This is a genomic window from Bradyrhizobium sp. 1, assembly GCF_023073315.1.
Classification (GTDB): domain Bacteria; phylum Pseudomonadota; class Alphaproteobacteria; order Rhizobiales; family Xanthobacteraceae; genus Bradyrhizobium.
This window is the reverse complement of the sequence record NZ_JADPJH010000017.1, coordinates 1-24,836: the sequence shown is the minus strand read 5'-3', so window position 1 is coordinate 24,836 and position 24,836 is coordinate 1. Positions and strand designations below refer to the sequence as shown.

At 61.7% G+C, this 24,836-nt stretch carries 18 protein-coding genes and 1 pseudogene; 15 read left to right on the top strand and 4 right to left on the bottom strand.

The features are described 5' to 3' along the window. Both IVB29_RS38495 and IVB29_RS38490 read right to left on the bottom strand, forming a co-directional pair. Window positions 1-303: pseudogene (locus tag IVB29_RS38495) on the bottom strand (alpha-amylase); the annotation flags it as partial. Between the two features lie 39 nt (window positions 304-342). Then, window positions 343-570: an alpha-amylase family glycosyl hydrolase gene (locus tag IVB29_RS38490; RefSeq protein ID WP_346731284.1), complete on the bottom strand. Its 228-nt coding sequence runs from the start codon at window positions 568-570 to the stop codon at window positions 343-345. Between the two features lie 31 nt (window positions 571-601). Here IVB29_RS38490 and IVB29_RS12345 point away from each other — a divergent pair, with 31 nt between their 5' ends. Next, window positions 602-1,396: an SIR2 family protein gene (locus IVB29_RS12345; RefSeq protein WP_247503646.1), complete on the top strand. Its 795-nt coding sequence runs from the start codon at window positions 602-604 to the stop codon at window positions 1,394-1,396. Window positions 1,397-2,859: 1,463 nt separating this feature from the next. Next, entirely contained in the window at window positions 2,860-4,461 is a 1,602-nt protein-coding gene (locus IVB29_RS12340; protein ID WP_247503645.1) for a porin, read from the top strand. Window positions 4,462-4,706: 245 nt separating this feature from the next. On the opposite strand, the gene IVB29_RS12335 is transcribed toward IVB29_RS12340, so the two are convergent. Next, window positions 4,707-5,600: a DUF1932 domain-containing protein gene (locus tag IVB29_RS12335; RefSeq protein WP_247503644.1), complete on the bottom strand. Its 894-nt coding sequence runs from the start codon at window positions 5,598-5,600 to the stop codon at window positions 4,707-4,709. A gap of 142 nt (window positions 5,601-5,742) precedes the next feature. Next, complete coding sequence (locus IVB29_RS12330) at window positions 5,743-6,765, bottom strand: LacI family DNA-binding transcriptional regulator (RefSeq protein WP_247503643.1); 1,023 nt, start codon at window positions 6,763-6,765, stop codon at window positions 5,743-5,745. 182 nt (window positions 6,766-6,947) lie between these two features. Between IVB29_RS12330 and IVB29_RS12325 the strand changes: the two genes are divergently transcribed. The 13 genes from IVB29_RS12325 to IVB29_RS12265 all read left to right on the top strand — a co-directional run bounded on the left by IVB29_RS12325 (window position 6,948) and on the right by IVB29_RS12265 (window position 24,732). Further along, a complete protein-coding gene (locus IVB29_RS12325) occupies window positions 6,948-8,177 on the top strand; it encodes a pyridoxal phosphate-dependent aminotransferase (protein ID WP_247503642.1) in 1,230 nt (409 codons plus the stop codon). Between the two features lie 91 nt (window positions 8,178-8,268). Then, window positions 8,269-9,579: an MFS transporter gene (locus IVB29_RS12320; RefSeq protein ID WP_247503641.1), complete on the top strand. Its 1,311-nt coding sequence runs from the start codon at window positions 8,269-8,271 to the stop codon at window positions 9,577-9,579. Then, complete coding sequence (locus IVB29_RS12315) at window positions 9,579-10,973, top strand: FAD-binding oxidoreductase (protein ID WP_346731283.1); 1,395 nt, start codon at window positions 9,579-9,581, stop codon at window positions 10,971-10,973. The genes IVB29_RS12320 and IVB29_RS12315 overlap by 1 nt, the downstream gene beginning before the upstream one ends. Before the next feature lie 496 nt (window positions 10,974-11,469). Continuing rightward, entirely contained in the window at window positions 11,470-12,471 is a 1,002-nt protein-coding gene (locus IVB29_RS12310; RefSeq protein WP_247503639.1) for an ABC transporter substrate-binding protein, read from the top strand. 67 nt (window positions 12,472-12,538) lie between these two features. Further along, a complete protein-coding gene (locus IVB29_RS12305; protein WP_247503638.1) occupies window positions 12,539-13,381 on the top strand; it encodes an ABC transporter permease in 843 nt (280 codons plus the stop codon). Between the two features lie 31 nt (window positions 13,382-13,412). Beyond that, the gene (locus IVB29_RS12300; RefSeq protein ID WP_247503637.1) at window positions 13,413-14,192 is read left to right on the top strand and encodes an ABC transporter ATP-binding protein; all 780 of its coding nucleotides are present in this window, start codon (window positions 13,413-13,415) and stop codon (window positions 14,190-14,192) included. Window positions 14,193-14,249: 57 nt separating this feature from the next. Next, window positions 14,250-14,930: a gluconate 2-dehydrogenase subunit 3 family protein gene (locus IVB29_RS12295; protein ID WP_247503636.1), complete on the top strand. Its 681-nt coding sequence runs from the start codon at window positions 14,250-14,252 to the stop codon at window positions 14,928-14,930. A 73-nt stretch (window positions 14,931-15,003) separates the two neighbouring features. Then, window positions 15,004-16,710 (top strand): GMC family oxidoreductase, encoded by a 1,707-nt coding sequence (locus tag IVB29_RS12290; protein WP_346731282.1) that lies wholly within the window; start codon window positions 15,004-15,006, stop codon window positions 16,708-16,710. 13 nt (window positions 16,711-16,723) lie between these two features. Further along, a complete protein-coding gene (locus IVB29_RS12285; RefSeq protein ID WP_247503634.1) occupies window positions 16,724-17,107 on the top strand; it encodes a cytochrome c family protein in 384 nt (127 codons plus the stop codon). Between the two features lie 778 nt (window positions 17,108-17,885). After that, window positions 17,886-20,588 (top strand): phosphoenolpyruvate carboxylase, encoded by a 2,703-nt coding sequence (locus tag IVB29_RS12280; RefSeq protein ID WP_247503633.1) that lies wholly within the window; start codon window positions 17,886-17,888, stop codon window positions 20,586-20,588. A gap of 93 nt (window positions 20,589-20,681) precedes the next feature. After that, window positions 20,682-21,878: an FAD-dependent monooxygenase gene (locus tag IVB29_RS12275; protein ID WP_247503632.1), complete on the top strand. Its 1,197-nt coding sequence runs from the start codon at window positions 20,682-20,684 to the stop codon at window positions 21,876-21,878. 128 nt (window positions 21,879-22,006) lie between these two features. After that, window positions 22,007-23,509 (top strand): 3-deoxy-7-phosphoheptulonate synthase class II, encoded by a 1,503-nt coding sequence (locus IVB29_RS12270; protein WP_256466882.1) that lies wholly within the window; start codon window positions 22,007-22,009, stop codon window positions 23,507-23,509. Window positions 23,510-24,249: 740 nt separating this feature from the next. Beyond that, on the top strand, window positions 24,250-24,732 hold the full coding sequence (locus tag IVB29_RS12265; protein WP_247503631.1) for a penicillin acylase family protein: 483 nt from the start codon (window positions 24,250-24,252) through the stop codon (window positions 24,730-24,732). Window positions 24,733-24,836: the final 104 nt, after the last annotated feature.

The window sequence follows — 24,836 nt, the reverse complement described above, 5'->3', positions numbered from 1 at the left end:
CGCCAGGATGCGCATCTGCGCACCTCCGATCTTGCTTGCAACTCTCGGCTTGTCATGCCCCCGTCTGACCCAGACGGGCCAAGCCTGCGGGGGTAGAGCGTTGAGATGGGCCTCGATCGCCGCTTGCAGCGACAGAGCATCCCAAGGCGAATCGAGCAACGCCAAGTTCAACGGCAGATGCAGGCGCGGCCGCTCGTTGCCATAGAAATGGCCGATGCGGTCGGTCTTGCCCAGCACCTTACCGCATAACAGTCGCCCTGGATATTCGTCGATCACGGTCCGAATATCCTCGATGCGTTGCATCGCCTCCGGCCGGTGGTCGGTGAAAACAGGCGTTTCACGCTACGGCGGCGGCTTTCCCTCGGCCTCCGGGGTCGGCGGATTGTCGCGCAACAAATCGTCCTTGATCAGGACGGCACCGGCATCGACGCGAAAGCGGTCGACGCCCCGATCAAGCCAGAAACGCATAACGTCGGCGATCGCCGCGCGAACGTCCGGATTTCGCCAGTTCAGGTCGGGCTGCTCGACGAGAAAGGAATGGTAATAATATTGCCGTCGCGCCTCGCTTATCTTCGCGGAAGAAGACTACCGGACGTATCCCGTGAAACACGCGGCCTTTGTCAACCTCGCTCGCCAGGTATTCATCGAAAACGAACTGTGCCTGATCGGATTCTCCGGCGATGATCCTAACTTCCTCCAATGGGCCGGCTGGGTGCGCGATCATCTCGGCGGTAGCGCACGTCGCATTTATCTTGCGGGCAATCTGCGCTTGGAACGAGCAACCAGAAAGTATTTGGAAGTTCATAACATTGCGCCGATTGATTTTGCACCGCTGGTTGAGAAGCTGGCGCCGAACCGTCAGCATGCTACGGCAACCCAGATCTTTATCGATGAGCTGCGCAAGGCGAAACCTGTTCCGAAGCATGTATGGAAATTGACTGCCTACAATGAATTCCCACTCGCGAAGGCCGGCGTTGACGCGCATCAGCGCGCTCACAAAGATCATGAGTTCGCGGCCGATCTACTGAAAAAGACGATTCCTCTCTTTAAGACGGATTGCCAAAACTATCTCGGCTGGCTGATCTGCCCGGCTCACCTTCGGCAATCGATAGCATATGCTGGCGATGCCCACTGGCTGGTGCGCAAGGCTGCGCTTGACTTGTTGGAGCCCAAGCTTCGCGCCGAGGCCTTATTCGAGATTCTTTGGCGACGGACGGTTGCGTTTGTTCCTTTAGACATCAAGCTGGCTGATGCGCTATCAGAATTTGTCGACAATACTTCAGCGGACATTGACCCCGATCTGCGCCTGGAATTCGCATTGGCTCTCATGAGAGCGGCATTGTCGCCATCCAGCCATTGGCGATATGCAGCATTCGTCGGTCCGGCTAACCGATAGGGCTCTCATGCCGGGGCCCGTAGCTCCCTCGTATGCGAGGCCCCACACACCAAGCGTTTAGGCGGAGGATTGGAGGAAATATCGCAGATTTGCGCCGTGTGGGCAAAAGCGGTAGCGGTCTCCCGCTACCAAGCTTCTACGATTTTGGTCGCCTTCCTTTGATCTTCTACGATCCCTTGCGAACAATGGTAGCGCTCTGTCAGCGCGAACATGTGAATTTGAGCCCCATATCACCGCCAAACAAAACGGTTCGTCACTCAGATTGACATTTCCCACCCAGCCGCCATCGACGATGTAGTGCTGTGCGGTGCAGGCGGAGGCTTCTTCGGGGGCGAGGAAAGACGGTGAACTTCGTGATCGTCGGGCACGAGCAAGCGAATATTATTGGGACCGTAATCGCTCGCCAGAGATGCTGAGACCTTGATCCGACATTTCGCGTGCCAGGCGTTGGCCCTCGTCAGCCTGATGTCGAAGAACAGGACATTGGATTTCTGCTGCGCAAAGCGCCGCACGATCGCAGCGCCGATTCCCGAGGCGTCACCCGTAAGGAGAACGAACCTTGCCGGCGAGGTCGGAATCGACGACGGCCATGGGTACCTCTCGACATGCCTACGGGCGGTGCGACGTGCCGCCCCACTCTCCCGCAGACCTTAGAGGCTGATCAAAACGCCTGAGGCTCTTACGATAGCACGTAACACAAGATGCTTCTGCGGGTGAGAAGAGAGCGAAGGTCGGGCGAAATCAGCCGCGAGAATGCGAAGGCGTGTCTGCGATTTCGTATGCAAATCGAAGACCGATGACGCCGCACCTTGCTCCGTCATTGCGAGTTTGGACCGTCACCGCGCAGAGATTCTGGATTGCTTCGCTGCTCCCGCAACGACAATGTAGAAGCTACGAGCGCCCCCGCGCAACCGCAGCTTTGCGGGAAAATTGCGTGCAAGTCGATCCTGGCGCGGCGCGCGACAACAGCGCCGGATCGGGCGTTCAGTCTGCGCCAGGCATCAGCGGATCACGAAACGTCGATCGCCGGCAATCGTGCAGCCAGCCGGGAATGCGCAAAACACACGCAGGGTGACGCCCGCATTTCGTGCAACTCAACCGAGATTTGTGCACCACGTTCAATTGACGCGACACGTACATTTGGTAACGTTTCATTTGCCTTTGGGATGAAATTGTCGCGCGATAGGGCGAAGGGGGCATGATTATCGCGGCGCGCATTACAGCATCGCAATGCTGTTTGACCGAATTTGGAACGTGTTCATTCAAATTCTCAGAGAATTCAAATTCTCTAAGACGTGCTCTTGGATGGCGACGCCGTCGTCGTCACCGAAACCAATCTCAATGAGATCTACGTGTCGTTTCAGTCCGGACCCTACGTGCGGACCTGAATTGAACGGAAATTAAACAGGGCAGAGCGGCGTCCGTCGAGGCGTCGCGCCCCAGCAACCGACCTGGAGGTACTAATGAAGTTGACGAAGACGCTCTTTCTCGGCTCCGCCGCCGGCCTGATGGCTGTCTCAGGGGCGTTCGCAGCCGATCTCCCCGTAAAGGCCAAGGCGGTTGAATACGTGAAGATCTGCTCGCTGTATGGTGCTGGATTCTACTACATCCCGGGCACCGACACCTGCATCAAGCTCGGCGGTTACCTGCGCGTCGACGCTACGCTCGGCACCAACTCGGACTTCAGTGGCAACCTGAACGTTTCGAGCCAGGGCGCCAATGGTTCGAACAATCGCCTGACCAACTACTACACCGCCAAAGCTCGTGAAGACCTCAACATCGACACGCGCACCGCGACCGAGTACGGCGTGGTCCGCACCTTCTTCGATGGCGTCTTCTCGTGGACGACCGGCAACTATGTTGGCACCGGCAGCGGCACCGGCTCCACTGCCTATAGTGGCGCGCTGACCGCTGCCACCAACCCTGGTGCGACCACCACGGGCCTGTTCGGTTCGGGCTCGGGCTCGGTGAACGGCACGGACGGCAACACCTCGGCCGGTTCGCTCGGCGTGTACTACGCTTTCATCCAGTTCGCTGGCTTCACCATGGGTAAGGCCGTGTCGCAGTTCGACACGCCCTGGACCAACTATCCCGGCAACAACTTCGACAACCTCGTCGGCGGCGGTGGCACGGTCACTGGTATCCTCCAGTTCACCTACACCGCTGACTTCGGTCAGGGCATCACGGCGTCGTTCTCGGCGGAAGATCCGACCTCCTACATGCAGGCCGGCAATGTCAACATGTCCGGCGCAACTGCGGCCGGCATGATCGGTGGCTCTTATGGCTCCAACGCCCTCGGTGGTTCGCGTTCGCCGAACCTCGTCGCTGCGTTGCGTGTCGACCAGGCCTGGGGTCTGTTCCAGGCGTCGGTGGCTGCGCATGACAACCACGTCGGCTACTACGGCGCGTCGGAAGCCACTGGCCATCCCTCCGACAAGTGGGGTTGGGCGGCTCAGCTCGCTCTGTCGATCAAGAACATCCCGACCGGCGCGGGTGACACGATCAACATCCAGGGCGTCTATACCGACGGCGCAACCCGCTACAACTTCCAGAACCTGGCGGGCAGCACCTTCTCGATGTGGGGGACCACGAGCACTGGCAACTACGGCAGCGTCGGTTTCGCTTCCGCTCCGGACACCGTGTACGTCGCGGGTAGCTCGCAGGAGACCGTCAAGAGCTGGGGCTTCCGCGGCGCTTACACCCACAACTGGGATCCGTACTGGAACACTTCGGTCTACGGCGCTTACGGTCAGGCGCAGTTCGGCACCTTGGCCAAGACCACGCTTTGCGGCGCCGGTGGCGTGTTCACCGCGGGTGTTGCGGCTGGCGTGACGTCCTGCAACCCGGACTTCGCGATCGGCCAGGCGGGCATCATCACCCGCTGGACCCCGGTCAAGAACCTGACGTTCTCGGCTGATCTCGCCTGGACCCACCTCGACCAGAAGTATGCTGGAACGGTGACCCCGGCGGCCACGATCGCGGTTCCCTCCAAGCCGGCTGCGACCTACGACCTCAAGGATCAGGACTCCGTCGTTATGCTGCTCCGCGCTCAGCGCAACTGGTAAGTTTTCATCAATCAACGGAAGGAGAACAAAGGCTCCAACAGGTTAAATCTCCAAGGAGGCCTCCGGCGTGCCCGCCGGAGGTCTTCTTCCTGAAGGCGCTGTCTGCCACACGTTTCTCAGGGGTGGTTGGCGAGGACGAGCCGGCCTTCGAACCGTGCGAAGATGGACAGACTGCCAGCGGGGTTTCAGAACTCGTGGACCAGCGTCACGCTGGTGGCGAGGGCCCAACGTCACCCTGGTCAGAGCTACAACGCAATCTTCTGACGGTATGCGTCAAGTACATCGTCAGCGCTATAGTTCTGGCGCGCAGCGAAGTTGCTCCGTAGTTCTGAATCCGATGACAGACGAAGCCGCTTTACAACCGCCTCGGTCATGACAGGCTCCAGGCCGAGCTCCTGCAGACCGTCGCGCACACCTTCCATCTCGACTGCCCGGCGTTCGGCGTGCAGAACATCCGTGCGGATGCACATGTCAACGAACTTGCTGAACGTTGTCGCATCCATCGTGTCACAGATGCCGCGCAGAGCTTCCTGCCGGACGCCCGCCAATGAAGCAGCCGTCAGCGCTTCCACCACCAGCGCTTCAATTCCTTTGGTCACCACGCTGCGCAGCATCTTGACCGCGGCCGCTACGCCCGCTTCCGGGCTCGCAACGTCGATTGTGAAGCCAAACGGCGCAAATCCTTCGGCAAATCGCGCAGCCCCGCTGCCCGACGTGTAGAGCGGGACGGTCGCCTTATAGAGACTGACTGCGCCCATCAGATTGGCGTCGGCGAACAGGCCGCCGCGCGCTTCGACGGCTTTTGCCACGCGCTTCTTGGTGGTCGGTGTCGAGGCATTGATGTCGATGACCAGCGTGCCCGACCTGATGATTTTCGCAATCGCTTCCCCTGTCGTCCCGGCGACGGCGACGACCACGGCCGAAAAGATCACGTCCATGTCGGACAGGCTCTCGAGCGTGTCGACCAATGTCACGCCGCATCGGGCAGCCTGGGCGACGAAGGCCTCGGAATAGGGCGGTCGATTCACTTGTCCGTTGCAGTAAGCCAGGATCGGTCCCACGTCCTGCGCTGTCAGGTGCGCGGCAAAGCACTGCGCGGCTTCACCAAAACCAACAAAGCCAATCCTAGGATGCTGCATCCGATGCTCCGAAAGACAAAGAAACAAGGACTCTGGATATGAGCGATCCTTGCAGGTCAGATCAGTGGTGTCAATGAACCGTTTCATTTGAATTTGAAACCAGTTTCATTATCGGCCCTGCGGCTGACATTGGCACGGCTTCTCAAATGGGTCTGCAGGAGCCGCGGACGACAAGCGATACGGGGAGCCGGATGCGGCGGGGCGGCGACTGGCTTCCCTGGTCGATCCTGTCGAGCAGCATTTCGGCGGCATGGCGGCCCATTTCAGAGCGGTCCCAGCGCAGCGCGGTGATCGGCGGCGTGTTGAGCTCGGCAAGATCGGAATCGTTTCCGCCCACGATGGAGATGTCCTTTCCCACCACCAAGCCGGCTGTGCGGACCGCGCGCAAGGGCCCGGACAGCGTGTCGAGACCAGCGGCATAGATCGCCGTTGGCCGTTCGCTGCGGCCGAGCAGAGCCGCGGTTTCGCGAAACGTCGCCTCGTTTGAGAGCAGGCGGTCGCGAACGAGGTGCGGATCAACCTGAATCCCGAAAGCTCGATGAGCCTCCGTATAGCCTTCAATGCGGCTGCGGGAGGGATAAGCCTTCGGGTCACCGACCAGAAGCGCAATACGGCGATGGCCAAGCGACAGCAGGTACTCGGTGGCTTGACGGGCGCCGGACCGGTGATCGGCCGAAACGCTATCCACTGATTGGACGAGTTCGCGATCGATCAGCACAACCGGCATGGCGGCGTTGGTGATTGCGTAGACGAGATCGGGGTCGGTCTCGTCGCTCATCGTCATCATCACGCCGTCGACGCGGCGTTGGGTGAATGTCTGGAGCAGAGAGAGCTCGACGTCCTTGGCATTTGCAGTGCTTGCAAGGATGAAGGTGTAGCCGGCACTCCGGAAGGTTGCCTCCGCTGCTTTCACGTAGCTGGCGAATGCCGGAATGTCGAAGTCGCGTATGGCGCAGGCGACCATCTTGGTTCGGGAGCTGCGCATGCTCTGAGCGATGGCGTTCCGCTGATAGCCCAGTGTCAGAATCGTTTTCTGGACGCGTTCGCGTACTGGCTTGGTGACCGAATGATGATCGTTCAGGACCCGGGAAACCGTTCCGACGGCGACGTCGGCTGCCGCCGCGACATCGCGAATAGTGACAGTGCGTTTCGTTGCCTTTCCCATTGGCCGGATCCCCCTCTGGCAGCCTCTTGCGCGCCTGGAGGCGCTATCGCGCCCATTAGCACGGAAATGAACAGACCATATGAAATAGACGCGGGGATTCAGGCGCGGATTGGAAACGGTTCATTGACAGATTTGCGAAAGCGATGATAATCGGTGCCGTTCAGGCATTTTGGGAGATGAACTTGTTCCAAGTCGCTCAGCGCCTCACGCGCGTCAAACCCTCGCCCACGGTCACGCTGTCAGCTCGTGTGGCGGCTCTGGCTGCTACCGGCCGGGATGTTCTCAGCCTCGTTGCCGGGGAGCCCGATTTCGACACCCCGGACCACATCAAGGCGGCCGCGTCCGCCGCGATCGCGCGTGGCGAGACCAAATACACGGCCGTCGATGGGACGCCCGCCCTGAAGGATGCGGTCGCCGACAAATTCCGGCGCGAGAATGGGTTGAGCTATGAGCGTGATCAGGTCGTCGTCAGCACCGGGGGAAAGCAGGTCGTCTACAATGCGTTGATCGCGAGCGTGAGCCCTGGAGACGAGGTCGTTATTCCGGCTCCCTACTGGGTCTCCTATCCGGAAATCGTGTTGCTTGCCGAGGGAACGCCCGTGATCGTGCCGTGCGCGGCGGAGCGGGGCTTCAAGCTCGCGGCGGCGGACCTCGAGGCGGCGATCACGCCGAGGACACGCTGGGTGATCCTCAATTCTCCGTCCAATCCGTCGGGCGCGGCCTATACGGGGTCGGAGCTCAAGGCGCTCACCGACGTCCTCGTGCGTCACCCGCATGTCTGGGTGCTCACCGACGACATTTACGAGCATCTGACCTACGGCGACTTCGAATTTGCTACCGCCGCGCAGATCGAGCCGAAGCTCTATGATCGCACCCTGACGATGAACGGGGTATCGAAGACATACTGCATGACCGGCTGGCGCATCGGCTATGGCGCCGGGCCACGCCCACTCATCAAGGCCATGGCGGCCATCCAGTCCCACTCGACGACGAACCCGTCGTCGATCAGTCAGGCTGCCGCTCTGGAGGCTCTCAACGGCTCTCAGGATTTCATTGCCGGGCACGTCTCTGCGTTCGAAAAACGACGCAACATGATTGTCGACGGCTTCAACGCGATCGATGGAATCATCTGCCACAAGCCGGAGGGAGCCTTCTATGTGTTTCCGTCCTGTGCGGAATTGATCGGGGCGCGGCGTCCGGATGGAGGCGTCATCGCCAGCGACGAGGATTTCGTGCTGTATCTGCTGGATCGAGCCGGTGTCGGGCTCGTGCACGGCACCGCATTCGGCATGCCCGGACATTTCCGGTTGTCCTATGCGGCGTCCAATCAGCGGCTGGAGCAGGGGTTGGAACGGATCACCGCGGCCTGCGCGCAGCTTGAACGCATCGACGTGGCGGCTGCCGTGGCCTGACCGATCCGGCTCCTCGACCCCGCATCATCCGCTCGCGCGTTCGGCACCTCTGGTTCTCCCGAAGCAGCCGAGCGCCATACAAGGAGTCCCCGTGGGTCTGTATGACCATTCGCAGCAGGGCCGTCTGATTAGTTCGGCGCGAGGCATGGCCGTGACCGGTCGACCCCGGCTTTCGGAACGGCAGACCATCGTCCTGCTCAGCACGGTCGCGTTCGTGGTCGCCTTGAGTTCCATCATCATCTTTCCGCTGGGCCCGTTCATTGCGGACAGTCTCGGATTTCCACCTCAGCAAGTCGGTTTCCTCGGCAGCAGCTATTCGATCGCCGCTGCTGTCGGCGGATTCGTATCGGCCGGTTTCCTCGACAGATTTGACCGCCGCATCGCGCTGGTTGCCTGCGCGCTCGGCTTCGTCGCCACGACAGCCGTCTGCGCGACGGCGACGAACATCGTCGGGCTCGTTGTCATGCGGGCTCTTGCCGGATTGTTTGCCGGTCCCTTGTGGGGGCTGCTCATCGCGATCGCATCGGACAATGTGCCGCCGGAACGGCGCGGCGCGGCGGTCGGGATATTGATCGGCGCCTACGGGCTGGCATTGATCGCCGGGCTGCCACTGGGGGTCATAGTCGCGGCCTCGGACATGGGCTGGCAGATGAACTTCGTTGGCATTGCTGTCATCACGCTCATTCTGGCTGGAATCGTCAGCTGGCAAATCGGCGCGCAACGCCAGCACTTGGCCGAATTGCGCACGTGGAATTGGTCCGAGCAACATGCCGCCATGATTGAGCTTGTCACTGCGCGCGCCAGTATTCTCGCGTTCATGCTGATCGCAAGCGCGTCCTATGCGGCTCTGCTGATCTCGCCGAACCTGGCCATCTTCGCAGTCCATAATGCCGGCCTTTCGCCTGCGCGCCTGGCCGATGTCTATCTGCTGGGCGGCATCGTGAGCGTGCTGGCGATGCCGCTGACAGGTCGCCTTGTCGACAGCTTCGGCGCAACGTCGGTCTCCATTGCCGTCGCCGTTGTGACCACCGGCCTGCTGGGGGTCGTCTTCATCGGCCGCGGAGTGATCGACTTGCCTGTGATTCCACTGTTTGCTCTTGTCATCGCGTTTCAACTGGTGCGCAGCACGGTCAACCAAGCCTGGGTGACCAGGGTGCCGGCCGTTGCCGAGCGCGCGGCATTTCAATCCCTCATCGCTGCGGTCACCAATCTTGCGCAAGCCGCGGGAGCAGCCAGCGCGCCGTTCCTGCTCGATATTGCGCCGGACGGGCAGCTTGTCGGAATGGAGGCTGTCGCCCTGCTGGCTCTCGCGATGACCTGGGCCGCTCCTCCTCTGTTGCTCATGCTCGATCATGCCCTGGCCAATCGGCCGCAGGCTCTCCCTCCCAAGAGCCTGCCGTGATGTTTTCGGAGAAGGAGAGCGCTATGCGAGATGGGTTGTTGCATGACAATGAAACCTCGCTGCCCCAGGTTTACAGGACAGGTGTCGACGATCCTCCGACCCGAGTCCTGACAGGCTGCGAACGGGCTGACGTGGCGATCGTCGGGGCGGGGCTCACGGGCTTGTCGGCGGCGCTCCATGCCGCGAGACTCGGAATGACCGTTGCCGTGGTGGAAGCCAATGGGATCGGCACCGGCGCAAGCGGGCGGAGCTTTGGCCAAGTTGTTCCCTACCTGAAGCATGAACCAGGGCACGCGCTGAAGCTGTTCGGCGAAATTCTGGGCGAGCGCCTGGTCACGGCGGCCGCCAGCGGCCCCGATTTTGTCTTCGAATTGATCAAGACGTATCAGATCTCCTGCGAGGCGGTGCAAGGCGGGCTGATTTTTGCGGCTCATTCCGCCGAAGGTCTCGAACGCCTGACGCAACGTGCGGCCTTTTGGCAGAGGCGCGGATCGACCGTCGACATTCTCGATCGGGACAAGACCTCACAGGCGATAGGCGGCGGGGATTATCCGGGCGCGCTGCTCGATCACCGCGGCGGCACGCTGAACTCATTCGCATTCACCGTCGGTCTCGCGCGTGCCGCGGCAATGAACGGTGTCGGCCTGTTCTGCGGCTCGCCGGCAGAAGCGGTTCGTCGTCATGGTGCAAGCAGTTGGGAGTTGAAGACCGGCTCGGGGACATTGATTGCCGACAAGATATTAGTCTGCACAAACGCCTATCGCAACGATCTGGCGCCCGGCGTCGGCGCTCACGTCCTTCCGATCCGCGTCCACCAGGTCGCGAGCGAGCCGCTCCGCGCCGAGATCGCAAGCACGATCCTCCCGGGCGGACGAGCGCTGACCGATACGCGCCGCCTGCCGTCCGGCGTTCGCGTCACCCGAGACGGGCGCCTTGTGGTGACCATCGAGGGGCCGATGTTTTCAACCGGCGGCGCCAATCTCAAGCACGCCGCAGCGCGCATTGCCGGACTTTTCCCGCACCTCGATCGCGTGACCTGGCAGTCGAGCTGGAGCGGTTGGATCGATATGGCGCCGGACCAGTACCCGCGCATCATAGAAGCGGCGCCAGGCATCATGGTCGGGCTCGGCCTCAGCGGGCGTGGTCTTGCTCTTGGCCCGCTGCTCGGCCGCGACCTCGCGCGCCGGGCTGCCGGTGCGCATTCCGGCGAACTCGCGTTCCCTGTCGTCGGTTCGCAGGATGGTCCGCGTTGGCCGATGGGAGCCAAGGCCATCGCCAGCGGAGCGGCGCTTCAGCGGAAATGGATGGATCGCATCGACGTCTGGCACGAACGCCGCTGGGCGCGCACCCACAGAGCTTCTCAACGTACGAGCCGCCGACACGCCGCGAGCTGACCACGCGAGCTGTCGAGCGAGGTCAGATCCCGATCGCACATCATGTGCCCGCTTGTCGGCGTGCTTGAGGAACCGGGTTGTTCGAGGCCGCGCATGGAACGCGTCGTCGATCACCTTGCGTGCGCATCGCCGCCGACAAGCGCCACCGGATCTCATTTCATCGTTTCATCTCCGGAGAGCTGGCGCGACTGCACGGCGATACGACCATGCGCTCAGTGCCGCGTGTGAAAGCGCAGCGATGAGTGTTGGCCAAACGAACGAGCTCGCTGCGGCGCCGGCCTTTGTGATGACAATCGTTGCAACGATGCGCAGAGATTGAGCGACCGATCGGGTCGCGGTGAGAGGGCCATGCGCCCGGCAACGCCAGACGGCGACGTCCCCCGTGAAAATGCGCCGTGATCCAGCACATCGGCAATTTCGGATGCTCATTTGGAACCGTTTCATAATTGGCCTGCGATTTGCTTGGAACGGGTAAGCGGTGTGGGCTGGAGGACGAATGATGCGGACATCCACGGGGATTTTCGGCTGGGCGGCAGTGATCGGCGCGATCTTGGTGTCGCAGGTCCCCTGGAGTCCGGCGGCCGCAGACCCCATGCCCAAGCTCGATTTTGCCGGCTCCGTCACCTGGCTGGGCCAAGTCCCCATTCTCGTCGCGGTCGAGAAGGGCTTCTTCAAAGACGAAGGCCTGGACGTCAATGTCCAGGTGATCTTGAGTTCGAGCGACCGTATCCGAGCCCTGACCGCGGGCTCCGTCGCGTTCAGCAATCTCGGTCGTTCCGCCGTGATCAGCGAAATGGCGCGCGGCAACAACAGCTTTTTCTATTTCGCCAATGTCGACGATTCTCCCGGCAGCGAAGGATGCTGGGCACGGGCGGGCTTCCAATCCTTTCCCGACCTCAAGGGCAAGAAGGTCGCCGCCAACACGTCGGCCGAAGTGACGATGGACGGCCTGCTTCAGAACTCCGGCATGAGCGTGCGGGACGTCCAGTTCGTGAATCTGTCGCCCAATGAGATGGCGCTTGCGCTTGGACGCGGCGATGTCGATGCGGCCTGTGTATGGCAACCGCTGCTCGACAACCTCAAGAAGGCGGCACCGGATGGAAAGCTTCTCGGCACCGACGCCGACACCGAGACCTACAAGCGCTTCGGCACGATGTCGTCGCCGGACATCCTGATCATCTCCCGAAAGCTCGTGGAGGAGCATCCCGATCAGGCGCGCGGGCTCGCGGCCGCGATCATGCGCGGGGCGGATTATGTGAACCAGAATCCCGAAGCCGCAGCCGCTGCCGTCGCGCCGCTTTTCCGGCAACCACCCGACGTCGTGCTCGCCGGCATCAAGAACTTCAAATATTACGGCTCGAAAGGCTGGCGAGAGCACATGAACAAACATACCGAGCAGATGCAGTTTCTGTCGCTTTGGCTCCATCGCAACAAGAAGATCGAGAGCGCTCCCGAGGTCAAGCAATGGGAGAACACGTCGTTTGTTCCTGAACTGTGAAGTCTGGCTGGTCCGCGCGAGCGGAGCGGCATTCCCAGCGGCTTAATTTGATGGAAAGAGAAGCGACATGACGTCGGCACGTAATATGGCCAGCAATCTCGTGGCGCCGCCCGACCGGACGAAGCAGAAGCGCCGCTCGAGTCTTCGTGACCGACCGATCATCCTGCTCAACATCCTCGGCGTGTTCGCCTTCTGCATCAGCTGGGCGCTGGTGACCGAGCGGGGTTGGGTTTCGCCGCTGTTTCTTCCATCTCCGTTCAAGGTCGCAAGCGAAGCCGCTGCCGTCGCCGCCACGCACGAGCTGTGGTGGGCCATTGCCGCGTCGTCGGTGCGGGTCTTTCTCGGCTTCGCGCTGGCTGCGGCCATCGCGATCCCGCTCGGCGTGCTGATGGGGAGCTGGTGGCCGGCGAAGGCGCTGCTCGATCCGCTGATCTCGCTGCTGCGCCCGCTGCCCTCCATCACCTGGATCCCGCTCACGATGCTGTGGCTCGGCATTGGCGAGGCCCAGAAGGTCGCTATCGTGTTCATGGGGTCCTGGATTTACGTCCTGCTCTACACGGTCGAGAGCACCAAGCGGGTGGATCCCATCCTGATCAAGGCAGCGAGAAACCTCGGCGCTTCCGAGTTTGCCGTCATGAGGGAGGTCGTTCTTCCCGGTGCCCTCCCGGGCATTCTGTCCGGTCTCAAGGTCAGTCTCGCCATCGCTTGGTCCTGCGTCCTGTCGGCCGAGATGGTCGCGGCCCAGAATGGCCTCGGCGCTTTGATCTGGTCGGCGAAGGACTGGGGCAATCTCGCGCTGGTGCTGGTCGGCATGGTCAGCATCTCCGCCACGGTGCTGGTCGCCGATCTCCTGGCCAACAGGCTGGAGCGCGCTCTGCTGCCCTGGGAGCGCCACAAGCGCCAGAGCTGATCCCCCGACTTCCGCGACAAAGGACGTTTCGATGTCTGTCATTCTCTCCGCACAACACGTCAGCAAGTCGTTTTCCGTGCGCCAGAACGAGGACGTTCTGGCGTTGCGTGATGTGAATCTCGACGTGTATGAGCATGAGTTTCTGTGTCTTCTCGGCGCGTCAGGATGCGGCAAGTCGACCTTGCTGAACATGTTCGCGGGTTTTACGCCTCCGTCGCAGGGAGACATTCTGCTGCGATCGAGCCCGATCACCGGCATCGATCCGCGCTGCGGCATGGTGTTCCAGTCCTATGCGCTGTTTCCGTGGCGGACGGTTCGCAAGAACGTCGAGTTCGGCCCCCGTATGAAGGGCCTGCCTGCCGACGAGTGCCGGAGCACCGCCGGCCGGTTCATCGAGATGGTCGGACTGCACGGCTTTGCCGATCATTATCCGGCCGAGTTGTCAGGGGGGATGCAGCAGCGCGTGACGCTCGCGCGCAGCCTGGCGGCCGATCCGGAGGTGCTGTTGATGGACGAGCCGTTCGGGGCGCTCGACGCCATGACGCGTCACGTTCTTCAGGAGGAGCTGAGCCGCATTCAGCGGGAGAGCCTCAAAACCATCGTGCTGGTCACGCACAACATCGATGAGGCATTGATCATGGCCGATCGGATCGTCGTGATGTCGCCTCATCCCGGCCAGATCAAGGCGGTCATCACCAACGACCTCGACCGGCCGCGCAATATCGATGTTCAGCTGTCCCCTGCATGGGGCGAATTGAAGAAAGAGATCTGGTCGCTCGTCGCGGGTGATGTCTCGCTCCACGCATCCTGACGCCCCGCGACGACAAGGCACCGCACATCCGGCCGCAAGAAGAGCAGGGAGATCAATATGGTGGATATAGCTCGGCGCGACGTGTTGACGATGGCGGGAGCCGTGGGTGTTGGGGTCGCCATTCCCGTTTCTTCCGCTGCTGCGGAGGCGCCACCAGCGGCGGCGCGATCCTATCAGTTCTTCGATCTCAACGAGGTGGCATTCATCGAGGCTTTCGTTGATCATCTGATTCCGGCCGACGACCTCACGCCCTCGGGAACGGAGCTCGGCATCAGCATCTATATCGATCGGCAGCTCGCCGGTGCCTGGGGCCGGGGCGCGCGGATGTATCTGCTCGGTCCCTGGGCTGCCGGCACAGCGCAGCAGGGTTATCAGCTGCCGCTTCCACCCGCCGATCTTTACCGCTGCGCCATCCGCGCCGTGGAAGCCCATTGCGCGGCCGTCCACGGCGCCAGTTTCGACAGGCTTCAACCTGCGCAGCGCCAGCAGATCGTGCAGGCTCTCTCCGAAGGACGCCTGCCTCTGCAGGAGGTCCCGGCCCAGGCCTTTTTCGACATGGCCTATGCCAACGTCATGGAAGGTCTGTTCGCCGATCCGATCTACGGCGGCAACAAGAACAAGCAGGGCTGGAAGCTGGTCGGATTTCCCGGTGTCATCGCCGCGCATGCCGAGAACATCGAGCATTTCCGCGGCAAGCCGTATCCGGTCGAACCGCTCGGCATCGCCGATCTCTCGTGAGGACGATCCGATGACGACGAAACTCAAGGAGGTCGACGTGGTCATCGTCGGCATGGGCTGGACCGGCGGCATCATGGCCAAGGAGCTGTCGGATGCAGGCCTGACCGTGGTCGGACTGGAGCGAGGCGCGCCGCGCTCGGACGCCGGTTTCTCGGTGCCGATGATCCGTGACGAACTGCGCTATGCCGTCCGCAACGAGCTGTTCATGGACGTCAGCCGCGATACGCTCACCTTTCGAAACAAGCCGGCCGAACGGGCGCTGCCGATGCGCAGGCTCGGCTCGTTCCTGCCGGGCGAAGGCGTGGGGGGCGCCGGCGTCCACTGGAATGGACAGACCTATCGTCTTTCTCCGCATGATCATGCCCTGCGCTCCCGCGTGGAGGGGCGATACGGCAAATCCTTCATCCCGCAGGACATGCAGCTGGCCGACTGGCCGATGAGTTATGCCGAACTCGAACCCTACTACGACAAGTTCGAATATGTGGCGGGTATCTCCGGCAAAGCAGGCAACATCGCCGGCCGGATTCAGGAGGGAGGCAATCCCTTCGAGGGGCCGCGTGCGCGCGAGTATCCGAACCCTCCGCTCAAGCCGAGCCTCGCCAGCGAAATGTTCACGGAGACGACGAACAAGCTCGGCTATCATCCGTTCCCGCGCCCGGCGGCCAATATGAGCCGACCCTACACCAATCCCGACGGCATCCAGCTTGGCGAGTGCCAATATTGCGGCTTCTGCGAGAATTTCGGGTGCGAGGCCAATGCCAAGGCCAGCCCGCATATCACGGTGATCCCGGCCGCGCTTCGCAACAAGAACTTCTCGCTGAAGCCGTATGCCTGGGTCACGCGTGTCAACCTCGCTCCGGATGGCAAGCGGGCAACCGGGGTCTCCTACACGAGCGTGCTGACGGGGGAGGAATTCGAGCAGCCAGCCAGCCTTGTAATCCTGTGCGCGTACGGCTTCGGCAACGTGCACCTGATGCTGTTATCCGGCATCGGCAAGCCCTACGACCCGGTCAGCGACACCGGCACCGTGGGGAAGGGCTATTGCTACCAGGTGGCCACGGTCGTGCAGGCGTTCTTCGACGACAGGAATTTCAATCCCTTCATGGGGGCGGGGTCGCTGGGCGTTGTCATCGATGATTTCAACGGCGACAATTTCGATCACGGACCGGTGGGTTACATCGGCGGGGCCTCGATCTACAGCGCTTCGCTGGGAGGACGTCCGATCAATCAGCGTGCCGTGCCGCCTGGCACCCCTCGCTGGGGAACGGAATGGAAGAAAGCGACCGCGCGCTGGTACAACCACACACTGCAGATGTCGGTGCAAGGCTCGAACATGGCCAGTCGCTACAACTATCTCGATCTTGATCCGACTTATCGCAACGCCTTCGGTTTGCCGCTGATGCGGATGACCTACAACTTCACCGATAACGACGAAAAGCTCTCGGCCCACCTGACGACCGTCGCACATGACATCGCCCGCGCGATGGGGCCGACCCATCTCGGCCCCAAGACGCCACGCCGCGCTCCTTATTCGATCGTGCCTTATCAAAGCACGCACAACACCGGAGGCGCGATTGCCGGACATGATCCCGGCAAAAGCGCGCTCAACCGGTACCTGCAGAGCTGGGACGTACCCAACGTCTTTGTCATGGGCGCCAACGCCTTCCCGCACAACTCGGGCTACAATCCGACGGGCGCCGTCGGGGCTCTGACCTATTGGGCAGCTGACGCGATCCGGACGAAGTATCTGAAGGATCCGGGCCCGCTCCTGCACACCTGATCGGGGCAACATCATGAAGGACCTCGTGCGCCAATGGTTCGTCGCATGCGTGTTCGTCCTCGCCGGCGCGAGCGCCGTCCGGGCCGCGGATCCGGCGAAGGGTGAAAGCCTGTTTGAGAAATGCCATGCCTGTCACGCCACCAAACAGGAGGGGGCAACCCTTGGACCGCCGCTCGCGGGGATCTTCGGCCGAAGGGCAGGCAGCCAGGAGCAGTTTCGTTATTCGCCCGCCATGCGCCGCAGCAGTCTCGTCTGGGACGATGTGACACTGGATCGATTCCTGGCTGAACCCCAGACGCTCGTGCCCGGCAACCGCATGCCGTTTGCAGGCATGCCCGAGAAGAGCGACCGCGACGATCTGATCGCCTACCTGCACAAGGCAACAACCGAACAGTGATTGCGACGGTCGTCGTTTCGGCAGCCGTGCAGCACCATAGGGACGCTTTGATGTCTGTCAGGCGTGATCCATGCCGCGCATCGCCGGCAATGATCGCATTATCTCGTCGCAAGCCTCTCCGGTTGCCGTGTGGATATGCCGGCTATCGAGCATCGCACGTTTGCCCTCCCGTGCAGAACGCGCGTTGCCGACGCGTCGGGATCGCGCACGCGGATGTCGATTTTCGCCGCGAGTTTCAGGCTCCTGCGCAATCAAGCCGTTCGCTGTTTGAAGACTCTCCGTTCGAGCGAGGAGCACGCTGTCGTCAGGCGATTGGTCGATGCTCGCTCTGATCAGCTTGGCGGCAATGCGCAAAACACGCGCAGTGCGACGCCCGCAATTCGTGCAACCAAACCGAGATTTGTGCATCGCATTCAATTGACGCGACGCATATATTTGGTAACGTTTCATCACCCTTGAGATGAGATTGTCGCATGAATCGGCGGCATCTCAATTCAAGTAAAGCTGCAATAAGAACCGAGTAAATCCAGTTTTAAACCAGTGGCCGCAAGAGAGCCAAAGCAATATAAATCGAAACATCGATCGATCGCTGCTTAAATCCAGCCGTAGTTCGCGAGACCGGAGAGGAATCAAGACTATGTATGCGCATGACGTGATCAAAAAGACGGTAAAATCTCCAATAAACGATACGATAATAAGTATAGAGGCCCCGTCAGCGCTACCGAATGGTGCGTCTCGCATTGCAGCATCGAAACGACTTTTCGATCAAGTTTGGAACGTGTTCATTTCAATTCTCAGAGAAGACGTCCTCTCGGATGGCGACGCCGTCGTCATCACTGAAGCCGATCTCAGCGAGATCTATGGCGCGCAATCATCGATCCGTCCGATATCCGGCGCATGCGGCGCAGCCAAAGCAGTCAAGGAGCAATCTCCCGATCCGCGCGACATGAGAATGCTCCGCGTCGCGTTGATGCGGCAGCTCCTGATCAATGCATCGTTGCAGGCCTGTCTCAACCGCCAGCGACGCGATGTGGCCATCCTCGATCCAACCGAATGCTGGCCATCGCGCGGCTCGAGCGCGCCTCTGCGCATGGAGCTCGGCCTGCATTGCCAGGAGACGGAGTTCTTGCGCGCGAGGGTCGTCAAAGGCCTTCGTGGCCTGGTGCAAGTGTTGGAACAAGTTTTGGACAGTGACTCGTCGGAGAGCGCCGTCAACGATGCGCTCCAGACCCTGTGGGATGCGATCTGGTCCGATGAGGACGTCGACCTCATCGCAACGCAGCTGTTCTACGCGGACAGCGTGTACGCGGCGCTGCCGCTGGCGCTGAAGGAGGCGGGCAGCCTGCTCGCGAGGCAGGGGATCGATCCCGCGGATCTGGAAAGCTGCCTCAGGCCCTACACCTGGCTCTACGGTGATCGCGACGGGCGCCCGCACGACACCGATGCGCACACCGAAAGACTGATTATTGCACTCGAGACAGCCGTTCGCGCCAATTACCGGCGCGACCTTGCCGAGATCGCCGAAGGCCATCCGGCTTCGGAATTGTTCCGGAAGCTCGCGGAGAGGCTCGATTCCGTCCACCCCGAAGCCTTAACCTCGTCGCAGTTTCTGGCGGAGCTGGAGGCAAGCGGTTATTGCGCTGACGAGCGCGTGCGCGCGCTGATGCTGCGCATCGGCGTCTTCGGTTTCCATTATCTCAAGATCGAATTCCGTCAGAACGCAGCCATGTTCACCGAGGTGGTGGACAGCATTATTCCGCCTGGCCTGATCGCCGGGGCGCTCGGCCCCGGCAGACCGTCCTGCTATGCGGACCTGTCAACGGCCGACAGGGTCGAGCTTCTCTCCCGGCTGCATGGGTGCAAGGGCCAGCGTCAGGATCTGCCCGAGGAGTTGTGGCGGCGCTTCTGGGACGCCAACGGTCAGGCCTTCCACGACAAGGCAGCTCACTACCAGGGCAGGGACTACATCGACATCTACAATGTCGATCGCGCGCACATTCGTATCCTGAACGCCCTCAATACGCTGAACACCCTCAAACTGCTGAAGACATATGGCGACCGGATTACGATCCACGGAATCGCGGAGGCCGGCAACATCGACGAGCCCCTGGCGCTGCTGTTCCTGCTGGCGGCCGCCGGCCACCGCAACGGTGTCGATATCGCGCTGCAGCCCGAGGATCTCGCAGGCGCAGATTCCATGCTACAGCAGGTCGAGGATCTCTACGCCAATCCGGTCTATCGGGAGCATCTGGAGCTGCGCGGACACCGGCAGTTCATCACGTTCGGGCCCAGCGACACCGGCAAGCAGGGCGGCAAGGCGATGCATATCGCGAATATGCAGATCGCCAAGCGCCATCGGGCGATCGCCGGCCGCTTTGGCATAGAAGTCGTGCCCAGCATCGTGATCGGATACGAGCATGCTCGCTCGAACGGGCCGATCGCCGAGAATCTCGAGGCTTTTGACGCATTCGCCGGCCGCGATGTGCGCTACATGCTCTCCGGTATTCTGGAGATGCGCAGTCATCTGTTGACGCCCGTGATGGCACACCAGTGCCTGCGGGATCTCCTCCTTGCGAACGCAATGCGCCGCCCGCCGCTTGGCATCGCAAAGCCGTCTCGGGGCGGCGGACCGAATGGCGTTTCCCGGGTCGACTGGATCGCAATCGTCCGGCTCTACAAGCAGCGCTTCTTCGAGCACCCGCTGCTGCCGGCGCTGCTGCGCGGTATCGCGCGCTTTGACATCGTTCGCGCCAACAGCAAGAGCACCCGCCCTCCGTCGCGGGCCTTCGACGTGCAGGAACTGGAATCGCGACCCGATGCCATTCGCGCGATCCCATGGACGCGGGCCCTGATGTTGAGTGGCGTGCATCATGAATTGATCGGCGCGGGCCTGCTGGCGACACGGGATGTCGGCGATCTGCAGGATCTGTACAGGGCAGATGCAGCCTTCCGCGGCTATGTCAAGAACATCGCCTACGCGGCCGCGCGCACGCGCATGGAGCTTGCCTGGCGGACATTGACCGGTTCGCTCCCCGAATGGCGCGAGGTGATCGCACTGGCAGATGGCCTCCGGCCGAACGACATCAAGGATCCGCGCCAGCTGCTGGCGTCGATCCACGTCGAATATGTCCAGGCCAAGCGTTTTGTCTACAAGGCGCAGCAAGGCGTCGAACCTACTCGCCCCGAGGACCTGACGGCCGAGCAACTGCTGAGTGCGTGGCCTCTGCTGGCTCAGGAAGTCGCGTGGAAAGAGCGCGAGATCGACCGCTATGTCTCGCTTCTCGTGGCCACGAAGCACGAGGCGCAGCACTTCAGCAAGGCTGCGATCCAGGACATCTATTCCGGCTTCATCCTCTCCGCCAACACCGATCTCTATTTTTACGCGGCGGACGAGCCGGACGCGCCTCGACACGAAAGCAACGATCGCGAGCCTGAATATGGCGGCGACCCGCGTCACCATTCCCTTCGCACGGCGGTTTGATGGCCGCCGACGCGGACCAATGATTCGAGAGCCCATCGGTGAGCGACACGGATGGTTTGATCAGACGGTTATTGCGAGAAGCAGGAGACGAGAATGAGTGACGTGATCATCGTTGGTGGCGGCATCGGCGGCCTCTCTCTGGCCTTGGCGCTCGAGAAGGCGGGTATCGGTTCGACGATCTACGAGGCGACGCCGGTTATTCAGCAGGTCGGTGTCGGCATCAATGTTCTGCCTTATGCCATGCGCGTGTTGGCGGGCTTGGGACTGGAAAGGGAACTGCAGAAGCGCGCGATCACCACCCGGTCGAGTGCCTACTTCGATCGTTGCGGCGGCTCGCTGGTTCAGGTGCCCGTCGGGCACTTTGCCGGCGAAACCTGGCCGCAACTCTCGATCCATCGCGCAGAATTGCAGGCGGTGATGCTCGACGCAGTACGCGAACGTCTCGGACCCCACCGAATAAGAACCGGCTGGGAGTGTGCCGGCGTTTCGTCGGAGCATGACGACGGGCTGTGTTTGAACTTCAGGGATCGTCGAACCGGTCAAAAACTCGAACCGCAGCGCGCGGGAATCGTCGTCGCGTGCGACGGGATTCACTCGAAGATCCGCAAGCAATTCTATCCCGATGAAGGCGCCCCCCGCTATTCCGGAGTCTTCATGTGGCGCGGGGTGACACGCCGCCCCAAATTTCTCGATGGCGCCACCATGGTGCGCGTCGGGCTGCCGTCGGTCGGCAAGATGGTGATCTATCCCATTCGCAACTACGACGACGGGACGCAGCTCATCAATTGGGTGGCCGAAGTCGAGGTCCCCGACCCGGGGAACTTCTGCAGCAAGCGGGACTGGAACTGCCCGGGGGATGCGAAGGATTTTGTCGAGGTCTTCGCGGACTGGCGCTTCGACTGGCTGGACGTCCCCGAGTTGATCCGCAACGCGCACACGATCCTGCAATTCCCGATGATGGATCGAGACCCGCTGCCGCGGTGGAGTTTTGGCCGGGTGACGCTTCTCGGCGATGCGGCCCACCCGTTAGTACCTCTTGGATCCAACGGTGCCGGACAGGCGATCCTCGACGCCGAGGTGCTGGCGAGAGAGCTTGCCTCATGCGGCGATCCGGCAGGCGGCCTCGCGCGATACGAGAACATCAGGCTGCCTGCGACAGCAGAGATCGTCATGTCGGATCGGGCGGGAGGACCTGACGTCATTCTCCAGGAAGGGGAAGAGCGCCTTCGATTGCAGGTTCCTGTTCCAACGGATCGGTCGGCTTTCCCGCGATCTGCGGAAGCGGCGTGAGCGCGCTCCACAGAGGCCGAGCGGTGCTTGTGTCCCACAAGCTTGCGCGCCGCTACGCGACCAAGCTCCGCCTCTCGATCTGCCGACAAGACTCGTAAGACTGCATTCCAGTAATAAGGAGCCCGCAGATGAACGACGTGTGGTTGAAGGTGCCGGTCTGCGATCATTTTCAATATATTCGCGCTACCGACTTGTCGGCTTCAGATGCGTCTGCTCCCTCGGATGGTTGGACTCCAAGGTCCTGGCGGAAGAAGCCAGTGAGGCAGATGCCACAATACCCCGACTCCGGACAGCTGGCCGCGGTGGAGCAGATTCTGGGCAATTATCCGCCGTTGGTTTCTGCCGGCGAGGCGCGGTCGCTCAAGGCGTCGCTCGCGCGCGTAGCCGAGGGTAGGGCATTTCTCCTGCAGGGCGGCGACTGCGCCGAAAGCTTTGCCGAGTTTCATCCAGACAAGATCCAAGACACCTTCCGTGTGCTGCTGCAGATGGCGGTTATCCTCACTTTCGGCGGCGGCCTGCCAGTTGTGAAAGTTGGCCGCATGGCTGGACAGTTCGCCAAGCCACGCTCTGCTGAGCTGGAGGTCATCGAAGGCGTTTCGTTGCCAGCCTATCGCGGCGACATCGTCAACGCCCCCGATTTCGATGAGATGTCACGCGTGCCCAACCCCGCCCGCATGATCCAGGCCTACAACCAATCGGCCGCGACCCTGAATCAGCTGCGCGCCTTCTCCCAGGGCGGATACGCCAATCTGTATAAGGTGCGACAGTGGAACCTCTGCTTTGCTGCACGGCTGCCTTGGGCGGAGCGCTACGAAAACTTCGTCAGCCGGCTCGACGAAGCGCTGGAGTTCGCGGCTGCGTGTAGCGCCGCCGAGGAGACCACCTCGGCGATTCGTGCGACAGAGTTTTTCACCAGTCACGAGGCGTTGCTGTTACCTTATGAGCAGGCTTTGACCCGGATCGACAGTGACACTGGCGATTGGTACGACGTGTCAGGTCATCTGCTTTGGATCGGAGACCGCACACGCCAGATTGACGGAGCGCATGTCGAGTTCTTACGCGGAGTGAAGAATCCGTTGGGCCTGAAGTGCGGCCCCTCCCTTGAACCCGACGACCTGATCCGGCTGATCGACGTCCTGAATCCCGACAACGAGCCCGGCCGGCTGACGCTGATCGTGCGCATGGGGGCCGACGAGGTGAGGCAAAAACTGCCGCCGCTGCTCCGCCGGGTCCGCGAAGCAGGGCGGACCGTCGTCTGGGTCTGCGACCCGATGCATGGAAATACCGTCACCTCGCGGTCGGGCTACAAGACGCGGTCGTTCGATCGAATCGTTTCCGAGGTGTTTGACTTTTTCAACGTGCACCGGGCCGAGGGCACCCATCCGGGCGGTGTGCATTTCGAGATGACTGGCGAGGACGTCACCGAATGTACAGGCGGTGCCGGGTCTATCACGGACGAGTCGTTGTCGCTGCGATACCAGACAGCGGTTGACCCGCGACTGAACGCCAGCCAGGCCCTCGAACTGGCGCTTCAGATTGCCGAGATGTCAAGGACAAAGCGTGTCGCCGGCAAGCAGCTTCGAATGGCGGGAGGCCGCTCAGAGGGCAGAGCGCATGTCGCGTCGATATAGCGCTCATGCGATGTCCGAACCTAAAGCCACCGCGCCACATCTCGACTCTACCGATTTGAACCTATCACCTGGATCGTGTCACCGGCTTCATCTCCGTTTTGCTCTACCACGACAAGACCCGCTTTCATACGACCTGCGGTTGGCGGCCGTTCAACGGCGCTAAGAGTGGTTTCGCCAGCGCTCGCGAATTGTCTCATTCGAGGGACCGGATGAGATATCGTAGGTTTGGCTGGTGTGGGGAAAGGCGGTAGCGCTCTCCCGCTACCAATCGTACGCTTTTGTACGCCAACCTACGATTTGCTGCGACCCAGTGCGCGAGATGGTCATGCAACGTCGCGACTGGCGATCGCTTCCTGTCAAAGATCTGCAGGCAACAAAAGGGGGACGGTAGGCCCCAGGTAGAGCGGCCTTCGTTGCGAACCCGAACAGATGGGGCGCATTACCCTGCGCCACTGACGTTCGCGAGAATTGCCCTTCGCGAGTTCCAGCATTGTTCTGCAATACGTCGTGCTCGCCACGGCCTGGAATATCCCGGGCGTTTGCGTCGGCTACGTGGGAGGATTTGCCGCGCACCTTTGATCCACCGGCCGGCTTTCTGGTCACTGCGAACAATCGCGTCGTCGCCGACGATCATCCGGACTATTTGTGCACCGATTGTCATCCTCCATATCGGGCCAAGCGCATCGCCGAGCGGCTAGCCGAACTCCCGGCCGCGACCGTCGCCGACATGGCGAGCGTTCATGCCGATACGCAAAGCTTCACGGCGCGCGAATTCGTCGCCCACGCTGCCGTCATGGCTGCGCAACGATGATACCGCCTTCCTCCGCGGCTGGGATTGGGATCGCGCGCTGACGACGGCGCTCGAGCGCGCGGCCGGGATTAACGACGGCACGACGTGGTCGGACCTGCATCACGTCCGCATGGCGCATCCGTTATCCTCGGCTCTCCCGCAGGCGGTCAAGCAGCTCGAACCGCCGGGCATCCGGTCGGCGGCGACAACGACACCGTCATGGCCGATGGATGCTTTTGGGCGTGGTCCGGTCTCAACCTACGGCGCCGTTGCGCGCTACGTCTTCGACGTCGGCAACTGGAACGACTGCGCCTGGGTTGTTCCACGGCGCGTCGAGCCATCCCGCGAGTCCGCACTATGCCGATCAGCACTCGGCGTGGGCCTCCGCGGAAATGGTCCCGATGTTGTACGACTGGAGCGTCATCGCGAATGAGGGCGACCGCCTTTGTTCCGCAGCCGGCGTGAGGCGCGCGGGGCATCTCAAGTCGCAGGGCGGAATGAGCGCCGAAAGCGAGAAGAGTTTGAACCGAAACCCGT

Bases quoted from the DNA above. Each gene is read 5' to 3' on its own strand.
- IVB29_RS12340 (WP_247503645.1), top strand. From the start codon at position 2,860: ATGAAGTTGACGAAGACGCTCTTTCTCGGCTCCGCCGCCGGCCTGATG.
- IVB29_RS12335 (WP_247503644.1), bottom strand. From the start codon at position 5,600: ATGCAGCATCCTAGGATTGGCTTTGTTGGTTTTGGTGAAGCCGCGCAG.
- IVB29_RS12330 (WP_247503643.1), bottom strand. From the start codon at position 6,765: ATGGGAAAGGCAACGAAACGCACTGTCACTATTCGCGATGTCGCGGCG.
- IVB29_RS12315 (WP_346731283.1), top strand. From the start codon at position 9,579: ATGTTTTCGGAGAAGGAGAGCGCTATGCGAGATGGGTTGTTGCATGAC.
- IVB29_RS12310 (WP_247503639.1), top strand. From the start codon at position 11,470: ATGATGCGGACATCCACGGGGATTTTCGGCTGGGCGGCAGTGATCGGC.
- IVB29_RS12305 (WP_247503638.1), top strand. From the start codon at position 12,539: ATGACGTCGGCACGTAATATGGCCAGCAATCTCGTGGCGCCGCCCGAC.
- IVB29_RS12300 (WP_247503637.1), top strand. From the start codon at position 13,413: ATGTCTGTCATTCTCTCCGCACAACACGTCAGCAAGTCGTTTTCCGTG.
- IVB29_RS12295 (WP_247503636.1), top strand. From the start codon at position 14,250: ATGGTGGATATAGCTCGGCGCGACGTGTTGACGATGGCGGGAGCCGTG.
- IVB29_RS12290 (WP_346731282.1), top strand. From the start codon at position 15,004: ATGGCCAAGGAGCTGTCGGATGCAGGCCTGACCGTGGTCGGACTGGAG.
- IVB29_RS12285 (WP_247503634.1), top strand. From the start codon at position 16,724: ATGAAGGACCTCGTGCGCCAATGGTTCGTCGCATGCGTGTTCGTCCTC.
- IVB29_RS12275 (WP_247503632.1), top strand. From the start codon at position 20,682: ATGAGTGACGTGATCATCGTTGGTGGCGGCATCGGCGGCCTCTCTCTG.
- IVB29_RS12270 (WP_256466882.1), top strand. From the start codon at position 22,007: ATGAACGACGTGTGGTTGAAGGTGCCGGTCTGCGATCATTTTCAATAT.
- IVB29_RS12265 (WP_247503631.1), top strand. From the start codon at position 24,250: ATGCCGATACGCAAAGCTTCACGGCGCGCGAATTCGTCGCCCACGCTG.